16 protein-coding genes are annotated in these 15,379 nt (G+C 70.6%); 6 read left to right on the forward strand and 10 right to left on the reverse strand.

Annotated elements, in window-relative coordinates:
* Positions 1-841: aminotransferase class III-fold pyridoxal phosphate-dependent enzyme (locus tag ACFWZ5_RS39230; RefSeq protein ID WP_384892056.1), on the forward strand; the 841-nt coding region annotated here is incomplete at its 5' end.
* A gap of 62 nt (positions 842-903) precedes the next feature.
* Here ACFWZ5_RS39230 and ACFWZ5_RS39235 read toward each other — a convergent pair.
* From ACFWZ5_RS39235 to ACFWZ5_RS39275, 9 genes are all read right to left on the reverse strand, one after another.
* On the reverse strand, positions 904-1,590 hold the full coding sequence (locus tag ACFWZ5_RS39235; RefSeq protein ID WP_384801673.1) for a phosphatase PAP2 family protein: 687 nt from the start codon (positions 1,588-1,590) through the stop codon (positions 904-906).
* Between the two features lie 222 nt (positions 1,591-1,812).
* The gene (locus ACFWZ5_RS39240; protein ID WP_384801671.1) at positions 1,813-2,304 is read right to left on the reverse strand and encodes a hypothetical protein; all 492 of its coding nucleotides are present in this window, start codon (positions 2,302-2,304) and stop codon (positions 1,813-1,815) included.
* A gap of 157 nt (positions 2,305-2,461) precedes the next feature.
* On the reverse strand, positions 2,462-2,992 hold the full coding sequence (locus ACFWZ5_RS39245; protein WP_384801669.1) for a hypothetical protein: 531 nt from the start codon (positions 2,990-2,992) through the stop codon (positions 2,462-2,464).
* Between the two features lie 79 nt (positions 2,993-3,071).
* Complete coding sequence (locus ACFWZ5_RS39250; RefSeq protein WP_384801666.1) at positions 3,072-4,100, reverse strand: hypothetical protein; 1,029 nt, start codon at positions 4,098-4,100, stop codon at positions 3,072-3,074.
* A gap of 387 nt (positions 4,101-4,487) precedes the next feature.
* On the reverse strand, positions 4,488-5,966 hold the full coding sequence (locus ACFWZ5_RS39255) for an aldehyde dehydrogenase family protein (protein ID WP_384801664.1): 1,479 nt from the start codon (positions 5,964-5,966) through the stop codon (positions 4,488-4,490).
* Positions 5,967-5,969: 3 nt separating this feature from the next.
* A complete protein-coding gene (locus ACFWZ5_RS39260; RefSeq protein ID WP_384801661.1) occupies positions 5,970-6,140 on the reverse strand; it encodes a hypothetical protein in 171 nt (56 codons plus the stop codon).
* On the reverse strand, positions 6,137-6,901 hold the full coding sequence (locus ACFWZ5_RS39265; RefSeq protein ID WP_384801658.1) for an SDR family oxidoreductase: 765 nt from the start codon (positions 6,899-6,901) through the stop codon (positions 6,137-6,139). Before ACFWZ5_RS39265 ends, ACFWZ5_RS39260 begins: the two co-directional genes overlap by 4 nt.
* A 108-nt stretch (positions 6,902-7,009) precedes the next feature.
* Positions 7,010-8,215, reverse strand: coding sequence for a cytochrome P450 (locus tag ACFWZ5_RS39270; RefSeq protein WP_384801655.1), 1,206 nt, complete (start codon positions 8,213-8,215; stop codon positions 7,010-7,012).
* Complete coding sequence (locus ACFWZ5_RS39275) at positions 8,212-8,889, reverse strand: TcmI family type II polyketide cyclase (protein WP_384801652.1); 678 nt, start codon at positions 8,887-8,889, stop codon at positions 8,212-8,214. The genes ACFWZ5_RS39270 and ACFWZ5_RS39275 overlap by 4 nt, the downstream gene beginning before the upstream one ends.
* Before the next feature lie 213 nt (positions 8,890-9,102).
* On the opposite strand from ACFWZ5_RS39275, the gene ACFWZ5_RS39280 reads away from it, so the two are divergent.
* Both ACFWZ5_RS39280 and ACFWZ5_RS39285 read left to right on the forward strand, forming a co-directional pair.
* Positions 9,103-10,050 (forward strand): aromatase/cyclase, encoded by a 948-nt coding sequence (locus ACFWZ5_RS39280; protein ID WP_384801649.1) that lies wholly within the window; start codon positions 9,103-9,105, stop codon positions 10,048-10,050.
* Positions 10,051-10,111: 61 nt separating this feature from the next.
* On the forward strand, positions 10,112-11,119 hold the full coding sequence (locus ACFWZ5_RS39285) for a methyltransferase (protein WP_384801646.1): 1,008 nt from the start codon (positions 10,112-10,114) through the stop codon (positions 11,117-11,119).
* Between the two features lie 39 nt (positions 11,120-11,158).
* Here ACFWZ5_RS39285 and ACFWZ5_RS39290 read toward each other — a convergent pair whose 3' ends face one another.
* On the reverse strand, positions 11,159-11,896 hold the full coding sequence (locus tag ACFWZ5_RS39290) for a TetR/AcrR family transcriptional regulator (protein WP_384801643.1): 738 nt from the start codon (positions 11,894-11,896) through the stop codon (positions 11,159-11,161).
* A 130-nt stretch (positions 11,897-12,026) separates the two neighbouring features.
* Between ACFWZ5_RS39290 and ACFWZ5_RS39295 the strand changes: the two genes are divergently transcribed.
* The 3 genes from ACFWZ5_RS39295 to ACFWZ5_RS39305 all read left to right on the forward strand — a co-directional run bounded on the left by ACFWZ5_RS39295 (position 12,027) and on the right by ACFWZ5_RS39305 (position 15,364).
* On the forward strand, positions 12,027-13,025 hold the full coding sequence (locus ACFWZ5_RS39295; protein ID WP_384801640.1) for an ATP-binding cassette domain-containing protein: 999 nt from the start codon (positions 12,027-12,029) through the stop codon (positions 13,023-13,025).
* Entirely contained in the window at positions 13,022-13,807 is a 786-nt protein-coding gene (locus tag ACFWZ5_RS39300; protein WP_384801637.1) for an ABC transporter permease, read from the forward strand. The genes ACFWZ5_RS39295 and ACFWZ5_RS39300 overlap by 4 nt, the downstream gene beginning before the upstream one ends.
* 84 nt (positions 13,808-13,891) lie before the next feature.
* The gene (locus ACFWZ5_RS39305) at positions 13,892-15,364 is read left to right on the forward strand and encodes an FAD-dependent oxidoreductase (protein WP_384801634.1); all 1,473 of its coding nucleotides are present in this window, start codon (positions 13,892-13,894) and stop codon (positions 15,362-15,364) included.
* Positions 15,365-15,379: the final 15 nt, after the last annotated feature.

Raw genomic sequence — 15,379 nt, forward strand, 5'->3', positions numbered from 1 at the left:
GCCGATGTCCGCCGGCATCCCGGCGGCGACCACCGAGCTGACCGTTTCCTTCCCCTACGGCGACCTGGCCGCCACCGAGGAGCTGCTCACCCGGTACGAGGGCGAGGTCGCCTGCCTGATCCTCGAACCCGCCTCGCACACCGAACCGGCGCCCGGATACCTCGCGGGTTTGCGGCAACTGGCCGACCGGCACGGCTGCGTCCTGGTCTTCGACGAGATGATCACCGGCCTCCGCTGGTCCGAGGCGGGCGCCCAGGGCCTGTACGGCGTCGTCCCCGACCTCTCCACGTTCGGCAAGGCGCTGGGCAACGGGTTCGCCGTCTCCGCGCTCGCCGGGCGCCGCGACCTGATGGAGCGGGGCGGCCTCCGCGACTCCCGCGACCGGGTGTTCCTCCTGTCCACCACCCATGGCGCGGAGACACACTCCCTGGCCGCCGCGATGGCCGTGCAGACCACGTACGTCGAGGAGGGCATCACCGCGCGCCTGCACGCCCTCGGCGAGCGCCTTGCCGCCGGTGTCCGCGACGCCGCGGCCGGGATGGGCGTCGCCGACCACGTCGTCGTACGCGGCCGGGCCAGCAACCTGGTCTTCGCCACCCTCGACGCGAACCGGCAGCCGTCGCAGCAGTACCGCACCCTGTTCCTGCGCCAGCTCCTCGCGGGCGGGGTGCTCGCCCCGTCGTTCGTGGTGAGCAGCGCGCTCGACGACGTCGACATCGACCGCACCGTCGACGTGGTGGCCGAGGCATGTGCGGTGTACCGCAAGGCGCTTGACGCCGGGGATCCGGCGCCGTGGCTGGCCGGGCGGCCGGTGAAGCCGGTGTTCCGCCGCTTGGCGTGACGTAGCGTGACGTAGCGGGATGTGAACTAGCGGGACGTGACGTAGCGGGATGTGACGGCGCATCAGTGACGCTGTTGCCGACCGGAGTCCGCCGTCCGGTCGGCCAGCGCGTCGGCCGTCCGGTCGACCAGCCATGCGGTCGCCGGTACCACCGCGAGCGCGGTGCACCAGCCGCCGAGGACATCGGTCGGGTAGTGCGCGCTCAGGGCGACCTGCGCCCAGCCCATGGCGGCGCCGGCGACCAGCGCCGCGGCGAGCACCAGTGACGTACCCGCCGTCCCGCCGAGGCCCAGCCGATCGGTCACGAGCAGCGCCACCACGAGGGCGAGCGCGGTGGCGAAGGCGGTGTGCCCGCTCGGATACGACAGGTTGTCGGCGCCGTGGATGGTGCGCCCCACCAGGGACTTGATCAGTGTCGCCGTCCCCACGGCCACGGCGACCGCGGCCACGACGAACACCGCGGCGCGAGGGCGTCGCAGCAGCAGGCAGCCGCCCACGGCGGCGGCGACCAGCAGCGCCGCTCCGACGGGTTCCCCCAGGAAGTCCGTGGCCAGGGCGACGCCCCGCCACGGCGGCCGCACGCTGTCCGCCGTCGGATCGACGACCCACCTGTCCACCCTGCCGGGCTCGCTGTGCCCGGCGTACATGGCCCCGAGCGCGGCGACCGCCAGCGCGGCGACGGCCGCGATGAGCCCGAGCCACGCGCGCAGCGACGGCGGCAGCACCGCGGGCCCCGACCGGCCGGTCACTGGTGTGCGCGGCGTCGACGCATGAGACCGGGCGCGAGGGTGCGCCCCTTCATCCGACCGGTGGGCAGTCATGAATCAGCGGCTCCTCGCGCCCGGGCTCCTACGTCGACGCCGAACTCGCCAGCCTGTCCCTGACCCTGGCCAAGGGCATCGGAGTCAGTCGCTGCGTGCCACCCTAACCAACAATCCGGCCGCGGCACACCGCCGTTCCGCCGGAGCCGGTCAGCGCAGGATGTCGATCCGCATCCGCTCCTTCGGCGTGTTGATGTCCCAGTAACGAGCGGTGCCCCGCGCGTTGTTGTAGGCGCCGGTGCCGCCGGTGACGGCCATGTCGAGGGAGCCTGCCGCGCCCTTCTTCCAGAGCGACTGCATCGTCAGGGAGCCGCGCTCGAGCTCGATCGTGATCACGCACTGGGTGGTGAGTTCCTTGCCGTTGATGCGCACGACCTCGCACGACCCGCCGCCGATTCCCACCTTGCGGCCGTCCTTCAGGGCGGTGCCGGAGTAGACGTCCCTGTCACCCAGGCTCGGCCCGGCAGGGTCCAGATCATGAGCCGTGTACTGGTCGTTCTGAATCTTGAGCTCGATGACCTCGGCCCGGTCCTTCTTCTCCGTGGCCTCGGCGTCCGCACTGTCGACGGCCCACACACCGACCACGGCGGCGGCCAGCGCGACGGCGGAGAGACTGACGAACTTCGCTCGTACGGTGCCCATGACGGATTCCCCTCACTGCGATTCACGGCGATGCACGGAGCTCTCCGTGTGCCAACACCTCGACGCTATGAGCCCTGCGGCACCGCGTCTAAGATCAATATCGCTATGCCGTCATGACCTCGGAAACATGAGGTGCGGTGAGCGGGGTGCCGCCTCGTCAGAGCACGTCGCGGAGGTCGACGAGCCGGGCGTCCCCGGCGTGGGACGAGGCGCTCGGCGCGAGGTGCCGGAGGTGGCGGGCCTCGGCGAACAAGTCGCGCAGGTACATGCCGGGAAAGTCCAGCAACTCGTCGCGCTGGGCGAGCTTGATACGCACCCGGAAGCTGCCGTCGCGGGTGTGCGTCAGGACGTCGCACCAGTCCGCCACGGGTGCCGCGATGCCCGTCAAGGTGACCTGTTCCTCGGCGAGTTGAGGCACCCAGGTGGCCATGTCCTCCAGGAGCCAGGCCAGGTTCATCCAGTGCGGCGCGTGCACGGCGGGCTGCCAGTCGTACGCGCGGCGCCCTTCGCGCCCGGGCACGGGCGGCTCGCCCTGCTCGTAGGCCGGTGGGCCCGCGGGCTCTCCGGTGTCGGCCAAGGTGATCTCCCGCGACGACAGGTCGACGGCAGTGATGCGGAAGCCGTCCTGGCCCCACTCGAATGCGGCCTCGGAGGCGTGCAGCAGGAACGCGGTGTCGGGGCTGACCACATGGCCTCCATCGGCGGCAGGGAGTCGGCTCAGCGCGCAGTGCACCGTCGGGTGCGGCACACCGCTGCCGTCGGTGAGACTAACCCGCGTCCCCCAGGCCGATCGGGACGGCGTGTGGTGGTCCGTCGGTCGGTGGGGTGGCGGGGATGCGGCGGAGGATGGCCTTCCACAGTTCGGGGCTGAGGGACTTCGACGGCCGCTCGGTGGAGGCGCGCAGCTCGATCCTGGCGGTCTTGGCGGAGTCTTCGAGTACGAAGTGCTGGTCGCTGCCGTGTCGTGCGTCGGTGTCACCGCGGAACCCGATCAGCCGCAGCGGCACGCCGTAGCCGGGGTCGAGCAGCGCGGCGACGAGATGGTGGGCGCCGGGACCGTGCTGTGGGGCGTGCGAGGACCGCATGACCCATCGCATCGCGTTGAGTCCGAGGCCGCGGTAGCCGTCGACGAAGTAGGTGTTGGCCACCGTGTGCAGCAGACCGACGCGGCGCAGCAGCGCGCTGCCGAGCCAACTCCCGCGCAGGCACATCCGGATGAACGGATCGGAGTCGTCCTCCCACGCGGCCATGTGCGCGCGCTCGGCCGGGGTCCAGGTCTTCGGCGCCGTGCGCCAGCAGAGCTGCACGGTGCCGGAGTCGATCCACTTGGCGAGCATGAGCTGCTCCGCGCGATGCCACAGCGACGCGGGCAGACCGCGCAGGCGAAGCCGCGTGGGCTGGTTGAGGACCTGCAGTTCGATCGCGGACTGCAGCCGGTTGACGATGCGCAGACCGGGCAGTCCGTGCACTTCTTCGCCCGCCGCGTGGGCGGGCAGCAGGGCGAAGAGGATCTCGGCCGCGCGTTCCACGCTCTCCACGCGCAGGGTGATCCCGTCCAGCGCGGGCTGGACCGCCTCGACGCCGAGGGGATACCGGGTGTAGGAGTCGCGCTGTTCCAGGAGGTTGAGGAACACACGTGCTTCGAGGCGCTCCTGGGCGGTGCTGTGCGGAGTGGGGATCGGCGCCGCACCTCTGGCCAGCCGTTCGACGGCCCATCTGGCTTGCTGGAAGGTCTCGCCGGTGTACTGGCGGCGGCGCAGGGCAACGGACTGCACGGACTGTTCGTCAGCGGGCATGGCTCTCCTGAACGCCTCGGCCCAAGGCGTCTGACAGGTCGAGATCCGATGCGAAGACGTACCGTTCCGTTCGATGCTTGACCGGTTCACCCGAGCTTGGAGGAGTGGGCCGAAGGGTCTCCGGGGAGCGGTGGTCATGCCGCACGTGCACCTTAGTGCTGCGCGACGTGCCATTGGAGTCGGCGTGCCGGGAAGGCACATCAAAAATCAGACAGGTGGCGCAGTACTCGGTGGCGCGTTGTCGTAGTGCGCGACGGGAGGCAGCACAGGAAGCCGCACAAGCCGCACAGGAAGCCGCACCGGAAGCAGCAGGGCGACGTCGGCGGCGGGCGTCACCGGATCCCGCCGCCGACCCCCTCCTGGCCGAGGGGTGCGATTCCCGCCGGCTCAGGACGGCCAGACGACCGACTGGAGTTCGGTGTACGCGTGCAGCCCGAAGGAGCCGCCGTCGCGGCCGATGCCGGATTCCTTGAAGCCTCCGAAGGGCGTCTCGGGGTGGCGCTGAGCGGTGTTGATGCCGACGCTGCCGCTGCGCAGCCGGGCCGCGAGGGCCCAGGCACGGGCGGTGTCGCCGGAGAAGAGGTAGTCGTAGAGGCCGTACGGGGTGCCGTTGGCGATCCGCACCGCCTCGTCCTCGTCGTCGAAGGGGATGACGACGACCACCGGCCCCGGGATCTCCTCCTGGGCGACGGCCATGTCCGGGGTGACGTCGGCCAGGACGGTGGGGGCGACGTAGAAACCGGGCTTGAGCGAGGGGCGTTCGCCGCCGACGGCGACCCGGGCGCCCTGCTGCCTGGCGTCCTCGACGTAGGCCTCGACGCGGTCGCGCTGGGCGGCCGAGACGAGCGGTCCGACGATCGTGGAGCTGTCCACCGGGTCACCGACGGTCAGTTCCTGCGCGTACTGCGTGAGCCCGGCGACGGCCTTCTCGTACAGCGACCGGTGGACGAGCATCCGGGTCGGCGCCGTGGAGAGCTGGCCGCTGTGGAGGGAGAAGGTCGCACCGACCGCGGTGAGCGCCGCGTCGAAGGCCTTCTCGTCGGCGTCCTCGAGCACGATGGCCGCGCCCTTGCCGCCGAGCTCCAGGAGCGTGCGCTTCAGCTGGTCGGCCGTGGCCACGGCGAGCCGCTTCCCCGCGGCGGTGGGACCGGTGAAGCTGACCATGTCGATGTCGTAGTGGGCGATCAGGGCCTCGCTCGTGATGGGTCCCGATCCCGTGACGACGTTGAGGACGCCGTCCGGCAGACCGGCCTCCTTCGTGAGCGGACCCAGCTCGAAGCAGCCGAGCGGGTCCTGCGGCCCGGGCTTGGCGACCACGGTGTTGCCCGCGGCGAGGGCCGGGGCGATCTTGCCCACGAGACCGGCGAGGGAGAAGTGGGACGCGGTGACGCACGCCACGACGCCGAGGGGGCGGCGCACGGCCGCCGCGCCGATGAGCCCGCCGGGCGCCAGCGGGCTCGCGGTGACGGGGTGCGGCGCGAAGGGCACGGTGTCGGGCTCAAGGGCGGCGCGCGCGTAGCGGCGGAAGCACTCGGCCAGGGCGGGCAGGTGCACGGACTTCACCACCCGCGTGGGCACGCCGGTCTCGGCCCGCACCAACGGGACGAGCTCGTCGGCCCGTTCGCGGATCAGCTCGCCGATCCGATCGAGGACGGCGGCGCGCTCGCGCGGATCGGTGCGGGACCAGTCGCCGAAGGCGGTCCTCGCGGCCTTGGCGGCGGCCCAGACCTCGGCGGCATGGCCCTCGGGGGCGTGGCCGACGGCTTCCTCGGTGGCCGGGTTGACGATCGGGTAGTGGCCCTGCTCGGGCTGGTACCAGGCGCCCGCTATCCAGTGGCCGTACTTCTTGGGGGACGTGGATGTCATGGGTCAGGCTCCCTTCGGCAGGCCGAGGACGCGACCGGCGGTGGTGCCGCCCTGTATCTCGTTCGAGCCGCCGTAGATGGTGTCGGCGCGGGAGAGGAGGAACGCCCCCTGTGCCGGGTTGAGTTCGTACGCTGCGTCGGTGCTGCGGTCGCCGGGTCCGGTGGCGGCGGTCACGAGATCGACATCCCGCCGTCGATGGACAGCACCTGACCGGTCATGTAGTCGGCGTCCAGGAGCAGTTCGATGCCGCGGGCCACCTCGTCGGGCGTGCCCGCGCGGTCGAACGCGGTCCGGGCCACGAGCGCGGCGCGGGCCTTGGCCGGCATCTCCTCGGTGAGCGCGGTGGACATGAGCCCGGGCGACAGCGCGTTGACCGTCACCTGGAACCGCCCGCACTCCAGGGCCAGGCTCCGGGTCATCCCCAGCACGCCGGCCTTGGCCGCCGAGTACGCCGTCTGGCCCCGGCTGCCGATGAGACCGGCGGGCGAGACGACGTTGACGATGCGCCCCCAGCGGGCCCGCATCATGTCCGGGAGCGCCGCCCGGCAGGTGTGGAAGGTGCCGATCAGATTGACGGCGATGGTCCTCGTCCAGTCGTCGACGGACTGGGTGGCCATGAAGCCGTCGTGGCGGACGGCGCCGGCGTTGACGAGCACATGGACGCCGCCGAGCTCGGCGCGCACCCGGCCGACCATGTCCTGCGTGGCGGCCCAGTCGGCGACGTCCGCCTGCACGACGACGCTGGGCCCGCCGAGCTCGGCGGCGACCTTGCGGGCCCGGTCCACGCCGGTGGTGCAGTGCAGCGCGAGGCGGTAGCCGCGGCGGTCGAGTACGTGTGCCACCGCGGCGCCGAGGGCCCCCGAAGCGCCGGTGACGAGGGCGACGCGGCCGTCGGTGCCCGGCGCGGCGGCGGCCCGGGTGTCGTGGTCGGTCACCGTGTCACATCCTCCCCAGGGTCTGCGGGCCGTCGGGCCCGCCGGACGTCGGTCGCCGGCAGGGCCGCCGCGCCCGCTGCCGAGGCGCGTGTGCGGCGGCCGGCACGGCTACCAGGTGACGGGCATCTCGGCCGGGCCGAACGCCTGAATCGAGTGGTACTTGTACGTCAGTTCCGACTCCGGCACGGCGAGCGCGAGCGTGGGAATCCGCTCGAAGAGCGTCGTGTAGACGATCTTCATCAGCGCCGGCACCAGGTTGTTCGCCGGGCACTGGTGCGGCCCGTGGCCGAACGCCAGGTGCCGGGTGGGCTTCTCCCGCAAGAGGTTGAGCTCATGGGGGTGCGGACACACCGACGGGTCGCGGTTGATGGGCAGGATCGGCACCGCCAGGCCGTCACCGGCCTTGACCAGCGTGTCCCCGATGTACACGTCCTCGACGGCCAGCCGCAGCGGCGTACCGTCGTTGACCGAGAAGTACCGGATCAACTCGTCGATGGCCACCGTCATCCGGTCCGGGTCGGCGAGCAGGGTCGCCCGCTCCTCCGGGTGGCCGAGCAGGGTGAGCACGCCCAGCGTGATCATCGTGGACGTCGAGTTGTGGATGCCCTGGGCGTTGGACAGCATCAGGGGTGCCATCCTGAACCAGTCGACCTCGCCGCGCTCGTCCAGTTCCTTCTGGATCATGCGGCTCATCAGGTCGTCGCCGAGGTTCTTCGCCTTCTCCTTGAGGACGTCCATCGCGTGCTCGTTCAGGCGCGCGGCCGAGGCCCTCTCCTCCTCCTCGGTAGAGGTCTGCATCAGCAGGTGCCAGACGTTGTCCCGCATCTTGCGCTGCTCGGCCATGGGGATGCCGAGGAAGATCTCCTGCAGCCGCCAGGCGATCGGGTACGACAGCTCCATCACCATGTCGACCGGCTTGTCCTGCCGGGCGAGGAGCGCGTCGATCTTCTCCTCCACGGCGACCTGCAGCCGCGGCAGCAATTTGGCGAGCCCCGCCGGGGAGAACTCCTGGATGACCGGCTTCTTCAGCTCCAGGTGCTCCGGACCATCCAGATTGATCATGAATGGCGCGCAGTACTTCAGCTTGTTCAGCGAGTTCGGCGTCATCTTCGGAAAGTCGTCGTTCATCTTGTCCGAGCTGAACCGCGGGTCGGAGAGCACGAACCGGGCGTACTCGGGCCGCACCACCATCCAGGCGAGCTTTCCGGTGGGCAGGGTCACCCGGCCGATGCCTCGTTCCCGCAGCGTCTCGTACTCGGCGGGGAGCACGCCGGGCAGCTTCCGCCGAATCGGGTGGGTCGGTAGTTCGGTCATGCTGACACCTCTGCAGCCCAGTGGTAGAAACGGGTGGCCAACGAGTTGCCCTCCGGGTCGTACGGCGGAATGACCTGCGTGAGGTCGTCGACGAGCTGGAGGAAGCGCGGATCGCCCTCCGTCCACACCGCACTGATCACCTTGATGGCGTCGGGCTCCGCGAAGTCCTGGATGTGCAGGTAGATGCCGCGCCACAGATAGATCTGGCGGCGCAGCGTCCCCATGTTCCGCGGAATGTCGGTCGCGTCCGACTCCGCGAACAGGCGCGACACCTCGGGGATGTGCTCCTGCCGCTGCTTGTTGACGATCACCGCGCTGTACGTCTGCTCCAGGTTCGCAAGACGCTCGGCCGGCCACACGTAGAAGCGCTCGGCCGTCGGCCGGTCGGTCGGGCCGTCCCAGTCCTCCGTCGCGGCATGGTCGCCGAAGTAGGCCGACAGCTTGTCGTTGAGGCGCGTGCACCGGGGATCGGTGGTGATCAGCCGGTGCGCCTCGGCCTCGTCCGCGACGTCCCAGTCCTGCATGTGCACATACAGATCGCCGTAGTGGAAGGCCTGCCTGCGGCGCAGCTGGGGAAGGTCGGGTGCAACCTCGCCGTCGAACTCCCGAAGGATCTTGGTGACGTCGGCGACGTTATCACTGTCGAACGTGCCGACAGTGACGATGCTCGGCATATGCCTCTCCTCACGGTTGGCGGGTGGGAACTGTTGCCGCGCCACGGACCCTCGCGGGGCTCGTTTCGAGGTCGCGCCCAGCGTGCGCCGTCGCCTTCGACGCCGAATCGACGCCGGATCAACTCGAAGGGCCCTCGAAGCGAGGTCTAACGACTACCGACATCGTCGAGCGCGACGGCTTTGGACCCAACGACGCTTGTGAGGTGTCTTGTTGTGGCGAGTACGCAGCAGCATGTTGACCACGGCGTGACCATCGACGCCGCCTGCGAGACGGCGTTCGAGCTGGTCGCGGACGTCGAACGGTGGCCGCAGTTCCATCTGCCCGCCGTGCACGCGCACGTGGCCCACAGCAACGAGAAGGGCGATCTGGTCCAGCACTGGTCGCTGGCCGGTGACTCCGCCGTCCGCACCTGGCGGACCGTGCGCCGCACCGACCGGCCGGGACGCCGCATCACGTTCTCGTACATGGACGTCGAGCCGCCCGCCACCGAGATCCGCGGCGAGTGGGTGTTCACCGAGCTGGCGCAGGACCGCACCCGCGTCGAGCTGCGCCACCACGTCGTCGCGCCGGCCGACGCCGACCTCGGCCCGCTCCTCGACCGGCTCGGCCAGGACAGCAAGGAGCACCTGGAGACCCTGCGCGACACGGCGGAACGGCGGGCCGAACTGGACGAGCTCGTCCTGTCCTTCACCGACCCGCTGTTCATCGCCGGGTCCATCGAGGACGCCTACGACTACCTCTACCGGGCGGACCTGTGGCCCGAGCGCATCCCGCACGTGGTGGGCCTCGACATGACCGAGGAGGTGCCGAACGTCCAGTTCTTCGACATGGACACCAAGGCCCCGGACGGCAGCATCCACACGGTCCGTTCGGTGCGGATCTGCCTGCCGCCCAACCTGATCGTGTACAAGCAGATCTCGGTGCCCCCGATGCTGGACGCGCACACCGGCCACTGGCGGTTCATCGAGACGCCCGAAGGCGTCATCGCCGAAGCCCGGCACACCAGCACGATCAAGCGCTCGGCCCTGTCGCTGCTCGGCGCCGGGACGACCGTGCCCGGAGCGCGCCGGTTCCTGCGGCGGCTGCTGAGCTCCAACAGCATGAGCAACCTCCGCCTCGCCAAGACCTACGCGGAGGAGCGGGCCGACGCCCCGGCGTAGCGACACCGAGATCATCCGTGCCGGGTCGGACGACCGGGCAACCGTCGATTCAGGAGGGGCCATGGCCCAGGAGAAGACGACCGCCAGAGGCGGGGGAGTGTGGGCAGCCGCCGATCTGCTGACCCCGATGGCGATCCGGGTGGCGGCGACGCTGCGGCTGGCCGACCACATCGCCGCCGGCACCCGGACGGCCGAGGCGCTGGCCGAGGCGGCGCACGCCGACCGGGACGTGCTGGGGCGGGTGCTCGACTATCTGGTGACCGCCGGCGTCCTGTCGTACACGGAGAGCGCCGGCTACGACCTGACGACCATGGGGCAGTACCTGCGCGACGAGGAGCCCGAGGGCATGCGCCGGGTGCTCGACATCGAGGGCGCCCTCGGGCACGCCGAGCTGAGCCTGGTCCAGCTGCTGCACACGGTCCGCACCGGCGAGCCCACCTTCGCGCAGCAGTACGGCCTGCCGTTCTGGGACGACCTGTCGGCCAACGACGAGCGCGCGGAGTCGTTCGACGCGCTGATGGGCGCCCGGCTCACGGCGCACGCGCCCGCCGTGGCCGGGGCGTATCCGTGGGGAAGCCTCCGCCATCTCGTCGATGTCGGCGGCGGCGACGGCAGCATGCTGATCACCATCCTCCAGGGCCATCGCGACCTGCAGGGGACCGTCGTCGACCTGGCAGGACCCGTGCGCCGGGCCGAGAAGGCGTTTGCCGCGGCCGGTCTCGAGCACCGGGCCAAGGCGGTGGTCGGCAGCTTCTTCGACGAGCTGCCCACCGGGGCGGACGGCTATCTCCTGTCGAGCATCCTGCACAACTGGGACGACGCGTCGGCCGCCCGCATCATGCGGCGCTGCGCCGACGCGGCGGCGCGGACGGGACGCGTGCTCGTCGTGGACTACTTCAACGTCGAGGGCATGCAGACCGAAGGTGACCTGCGGATGCTCTGCTACTTCGGGGGTCGGCAGCACACCCTGGAGCAGCTGGAGGAACTGGCCGGGGCCGTCGGCCTGCGGACCGCGTCGGTCACGCCGGCCGGCCGCCTCTCCGTCGTCGAACTGCGCCCGTCGCGTTGAGCGATCGCGCTCGTCGAAGGCCGCCCCGCGTCGGTGCGGCTATTCGGCCGAGCGCGATCCGCTGGTCTCGGCAGCGGGCGCGAACCGGGCCTCGATGCCGTCCAGGATCATCGAAAGCCCGCTCTCGAACTGCTGGTCGGCGTCCCCGATCTCGAACGCCTGCGTCATCTTGCTCAGGTACGGGAACTCCCCGGTCGCGAGCAGGGACATCAGATACGGCTCCATGCGCAGCCGCCAGGCATGACGGTCGACGCCGGACTGCGACGTGGCCGCCCGCTCCGTCAACTCGGCCTGCACGGCACCGCTGACCCAGGAGAAGATCAGGTTGAGTACGTCGAGGGTCTCGTCCATGTCGAGACCGCAGTCGCCGAGCAGCGCGAGGTCGCGCTCCATGCCCCGCAGGAAGTTGGGGCCCATGATCGGTCGGGTGGCGAGGAGCGGGGCGAGCCAGGGGTGCCGCAGGAAGATCATCCGGCGGCGGCGGGCCAGGGTCGTCAGGTCGGCGCGGAGGTTCCCGGTCGACTCCTGCGGCTCGAAGCCGGTCGCCTTGTCGATCATCACCGCGTACAGGTCTTCCTTGGTCGGCAAGTACCGGTACAGCGTCATCGTGCCGGTGCCGAGCTCCTTGGCGATGTTCCGCACCGACGCGGCGTCGATACCTTCGGAGTCCGCGATCTTGATCGCCACTGCGGCGATCTCGCCACGGCTGTGCGCCGGCGCGGGGCCGCGCGCGGGCTTCTCCGGTCGCATCCAGATGACTGGTTTCGGGTCCGACATGCCAGCCATCCTACCGCCGCCCTCCTCCACTTGTGTACAGCGTACCCAGTTAGCTATGGTGAAACCGCGTACGCCGCACCCGGTTGTCTGCGGTGTAACCGCGTACGCTGCACCCGGTTAGGAGATGATCATGGAAAACGCGATCATGTACACCAAGGATTTGAGGAAACAGTTCGGGGACGTCGCCGCTCTGACCGGCCTTGACCTGGCGGTGCCGCCGAACATCGTCTACGGCCTCCTCGGCCCGAACGGCGCGGGCAAGAGCACCACCCTGCGCATCCTGAGCACGCTGACGCGGCCCAGCGGCGGTCAGGCCGTGGTCGACGGGATCGACGTGGCCCGCGACCCGGGCGAGGTCCGCAAGGTGATCGGCCTGGCCGGCCAGGACGCCACGCTCGACGACAAGCTCACGGGCCGGGAGAACCTGCGGATCTTCGGCCGCCTGTCGCGCCTCGGCGCGCGCGGGGCCCGGCGGCGCGCGGACGAACTGCTTGAGCGGTTCAGCCTCGCCCACGCCGGCGACCGCCTTGTCGGCACCTACTCCGGCGGCATGCGCCGCCGGCTCGACCTGATCGCGAGCCTGCTGCGCGCTCCCGCGGTGCTCTTCCTCGACGAGCCCACCACGGGCCTCGACGTCCGCAGCCGCATCGAGATCTGGGACACCGTCCGCGAACTGGTCGCCGACGGCACCACGGTCCTGCTCACCAGCCAGTACCTGGAGGAGGTGGACCAACTCGCCTCCGCCGTCGGCGTCATCGACCACGGCCATCTCATCGCCGAGGGCAGCCCGGCCCAGCTCAAGTCCCGGATCGGCTGCCACATCGACGTCGTGGTGGAGTCCGCGGACCACGTGGCGAGCGCCATGTCGGTCCTGGAGCGGCTCACCGGCCGACGCCCGGAGGCGGACGGATCGCACATCGTCGTCGCCGCGGTGGACACGGTGCCGACCGTGCCGCAGATCGTGCGGGAACTCGACACGTCCGGCGCCGTGGTCCGCGACGTCGGGATCCGCGAGTCGAGCCTCGACGACGTCTTCCTGTCCCTGACCGGCAAGACCGTCGACGCGGCCGACGCGACTGCGGCGCCCGACTCGGCGAAGCCCGCCGAAGCCCAGGAGGTGGCGGCATGAACGTCCTCGTCGACGGCTGGACCCTGACCCAGCGGAACCTCCTGCGGCTGCGCCACGAACCCGGAACCTTGCTCACCATCCTGCTGATGCCGACGGTGTTCGTGGTCCTTTTCGGGTACGTGTTCGGCAGCGCGATCGGCATTTCGGGCGACGCGAACTACCGCGAGTACATGATGCCGGGCATGTTCGTGCTCGGCAGCGGCACCGCGCTGTCCTCGGCGATGGTGGACGTCGCGATGGACAACGCGCGCGGGGTGATGGACCGCCTCCGCTCCTTGCCCACCCATCGCGTGTCCGTGCCGCTCGGCCAGAGCGGCGCGGAGGGAGTCATCGGAGCGTACGGCCTCGCCGTCATGATGGTGTGCGGCCTGGTCGTCGGCTGGCGGGCACACAACGGCGTCGGGAAGACGCTGGCCGCCATCGGCCTGCTGCTGCTGTTCCGGTACACGCTGGCGTGGGTCGGCACCTACCTCGGCCTCGCGATCCCCTCGGCGTCCACCGCGGCCGCCATGGCGCCGTTGACGCTGCCGCTCACCATGGTGTCCAACGCGTTCGTGCCCACCGACGGGATGCCGACCTGGCTGCGGACGATCTGCGAGTGGAACCCGCTCAGCGCGCTGGCGACGGCGACCCGGGAGCTGTTCGGCAATCCCAGTGCCCCGGGGCCGGACGCCGCATGGCCGCTGACGCACCCGGTGGCCGCGTCCCTGATCTGGGCCGGGCTGCTGTTGGTGATCTTCGTACCGCTCTCGGCGCGCCGCTTCGCCCGGGCGGGACTCTAGCTCCGTTGCCGGGCGCTGTTCACGCGTCAACGGTGAATCACGGTTCACGAATCAATGAGTTCAAGAATCAATGAAGGGGGAGTCATGCGTGTCGTGATTGTCGGCGGCGGTACCGTCGGGCTGTGCACCGCGGTTTTCCTCGCCCGCCAAGGGGTGTCGGTGCACGTTCTGGAGCGCCGGGCCAAGGTCAATGACCATCCGAGGGCGTTCGGGCTCAGCGACCGGTCGGCGGAGATCCTGCGCGAGGCCGGTATCGAAGTGGAGACGGCGCAGTTCGGCCGGGGCCTGATGTCCGGGCCGAGCCTGGCCGAACTGACCACCGTCACCTCCAAGTTCGAGCGGCCGGAGATCGGCCCGGACAAGCTGGGCAGCTGCCCGCAGGACCGGATCGACCGGGCCGCCGTGGAGATCCTGCGGGAACTGGGCAGCCGGGTGGACTTCGACAGCGAGGTCGTCGCCGTCACCGAGGACGGCGTCACCACCGCGGACGGCCGGACCGTCACAGGGGACTACGTGGTCGTCGCGGACGGCGCCCGCAGCAAGGTCCGGGAGCTGCTCGGCATCGGGGTGACCGGCCCGGGAGCGATCAGCGACGCACACATGCTCAATGTGCTGTTCCACGCCGAACTGCCCGCCCCACCGCTCTCCATGACGTTCCTGCGCAACGACCGGGCATCCGGAATCCTCTACCGGGTCGACGACAACGGCCGCTGGATCTTCCACATCCGCAACGGCGACCCGAACACACCCACCGAGCAGATCCAGCAGCAGATCAGGGACGCGACCGGCGTCGAGACCGCCCAGCCGGAAATCGTCAGCATGCTGCCGTGGGCGCCGACGGCACATGTGGCCGACGCGTTCAGGCGGGGCAGGTTCTTCCTCGCCGGCGACGCGGCCCACGCGCTGCCGCCGGTCGGGGGCTTCGGGCTCAACACGGGCATCGCCGACGGCCACAACCTGGCGTGGAAGCTGGCGGCCGGGGGCGACGCCCTGCTCGACACCTATGAGGCCGAGCGCCGGCCGGTCGCGGTCTTCAGCATGGAGCAGAGCGTGATCCGCGCGGAGAACCACAAGCTGCACTGGAACAACGACCCGGCGCTGGCCGCCGACCGCGCGGCCGTCGGCATGGCGGGCGTCATGATCCCCGTGGTCGGCTACCGGTACGACTCACCCGCGGTGGTCGACCCGGAACCGCTGTCGGACATGGAGAACCTCGTACTCGACGGCGCACCGGGCAGCCGCCTGCCCCACCGATGGCTTCCGGACGGCCGGTCCACCGTCAATCTCGTGGACGGGTTCACGCTGCTCACCGGGACCGCGGGTGACCACTGGCTGGACGCCGCACGGCAGCTGGGCATCACGGCCCACGCGGTCGAGGGGTGGGCCGAGGCCGCCACCATCAAGGAGGACGGCGCCGTCCTGATCCGCCCCGACGGCTTCGTCGGCTGGCGCACCGCGACCACGCGGGACGCTGCCTCCAGCGAGCGGCAGCTGCGCGACGCCCGCGACCGGATCCTGTGCCGACAGGGCGCGAGCGACCCCGCGCGGGCGGCCTGACACCGGACCTTGGAC

Source organism: Streptomyces sp. NPDC059003 (genome assembly GCF_042740445.1).
GTDB lineage: Bacteria > Actinomycetota > Actinomycetes > Streptomycetales > Streptomycetaceae > Streptomyces.

Excerpts from the sequence above, each read along its gene's own strand:
- ACFWZ5_RS39240 (WP_384801671.1), bottom strand. The coding sequence starts at position 2,304 with ATGGGCACCGTACGAGCGAAGTTCGTCAGTCTCTCCGCCGTCGCGCTG.
- ACFWZ5_RS39250 (WP_384801666.1), bottom strand. The coding sequence starts at position 4,100 with ATGCCCGCTGACGAACAGTCCGTGCAGTCCGTTGCCCTGCGCCGCCGC.
- ACFWZ5_RS39255 (WP_384801664.1), bottom strand. The coding sequence starts at position 5,966 with ATGACATCCACGTCCCCCAAGAAGTACGGCCACTGGATAGCGGGCGCC.
- ACFWZ5_RS39270 (WP_384801655.1), bottom strand. The coding sequence starts at position 8,215 with ATGACCGAACTACCGACCCACCCGATTCGGCGGAAGCTGCCCGGCGTG.
- ACFWZ5_RS39275 (WP_384801652.1), bottom strand. The coding sequence starts at position 8,889 with ATGCCGAGCATCGTCACTGTCGGCACGTTCGACAGTGATAACGTCGCC.
- ACFWZ5_RS39285 (WP_384801646.1), top strand. The coding sequence starts at position 10,112 with ATGGCCCAGGAGAAGACGACCGCCAGAGGCGGGGGAGTGTGGGCAGCC.
- ACFWZ5_RS39290 (WP_384801643.1), bottom strand. The coding sequence starts at position 11,896 with ATGTCGGACCCGAAACCAGTCATCTGGATGCGACCGGAGAAGCCCGCG.
- ACFWZ5_RS39295 (WP_384801640.1), top strand. The coding sequence starts at position 12,027 with ATGGAAAACGCGATCATGTACACCAAGGATTTGAGGAAACAGTTCGGG.
- ACFWZ5_RS39300 (WP_384801637.1), top strand. The coding sequence starts at position 13,022 with ATGAACGTCCTCGTCGACGGCTGGACCCTGACCCAGCGGAACCTCCTG.
- ACFWZ5_RS39305 (WP_384801634.1), top strand. The coding sequence starts at position 13,892 with ATGCGTGTCGTGATTGTCGGCGGCGGTACCGTCGGGCTGTGCACCGCG.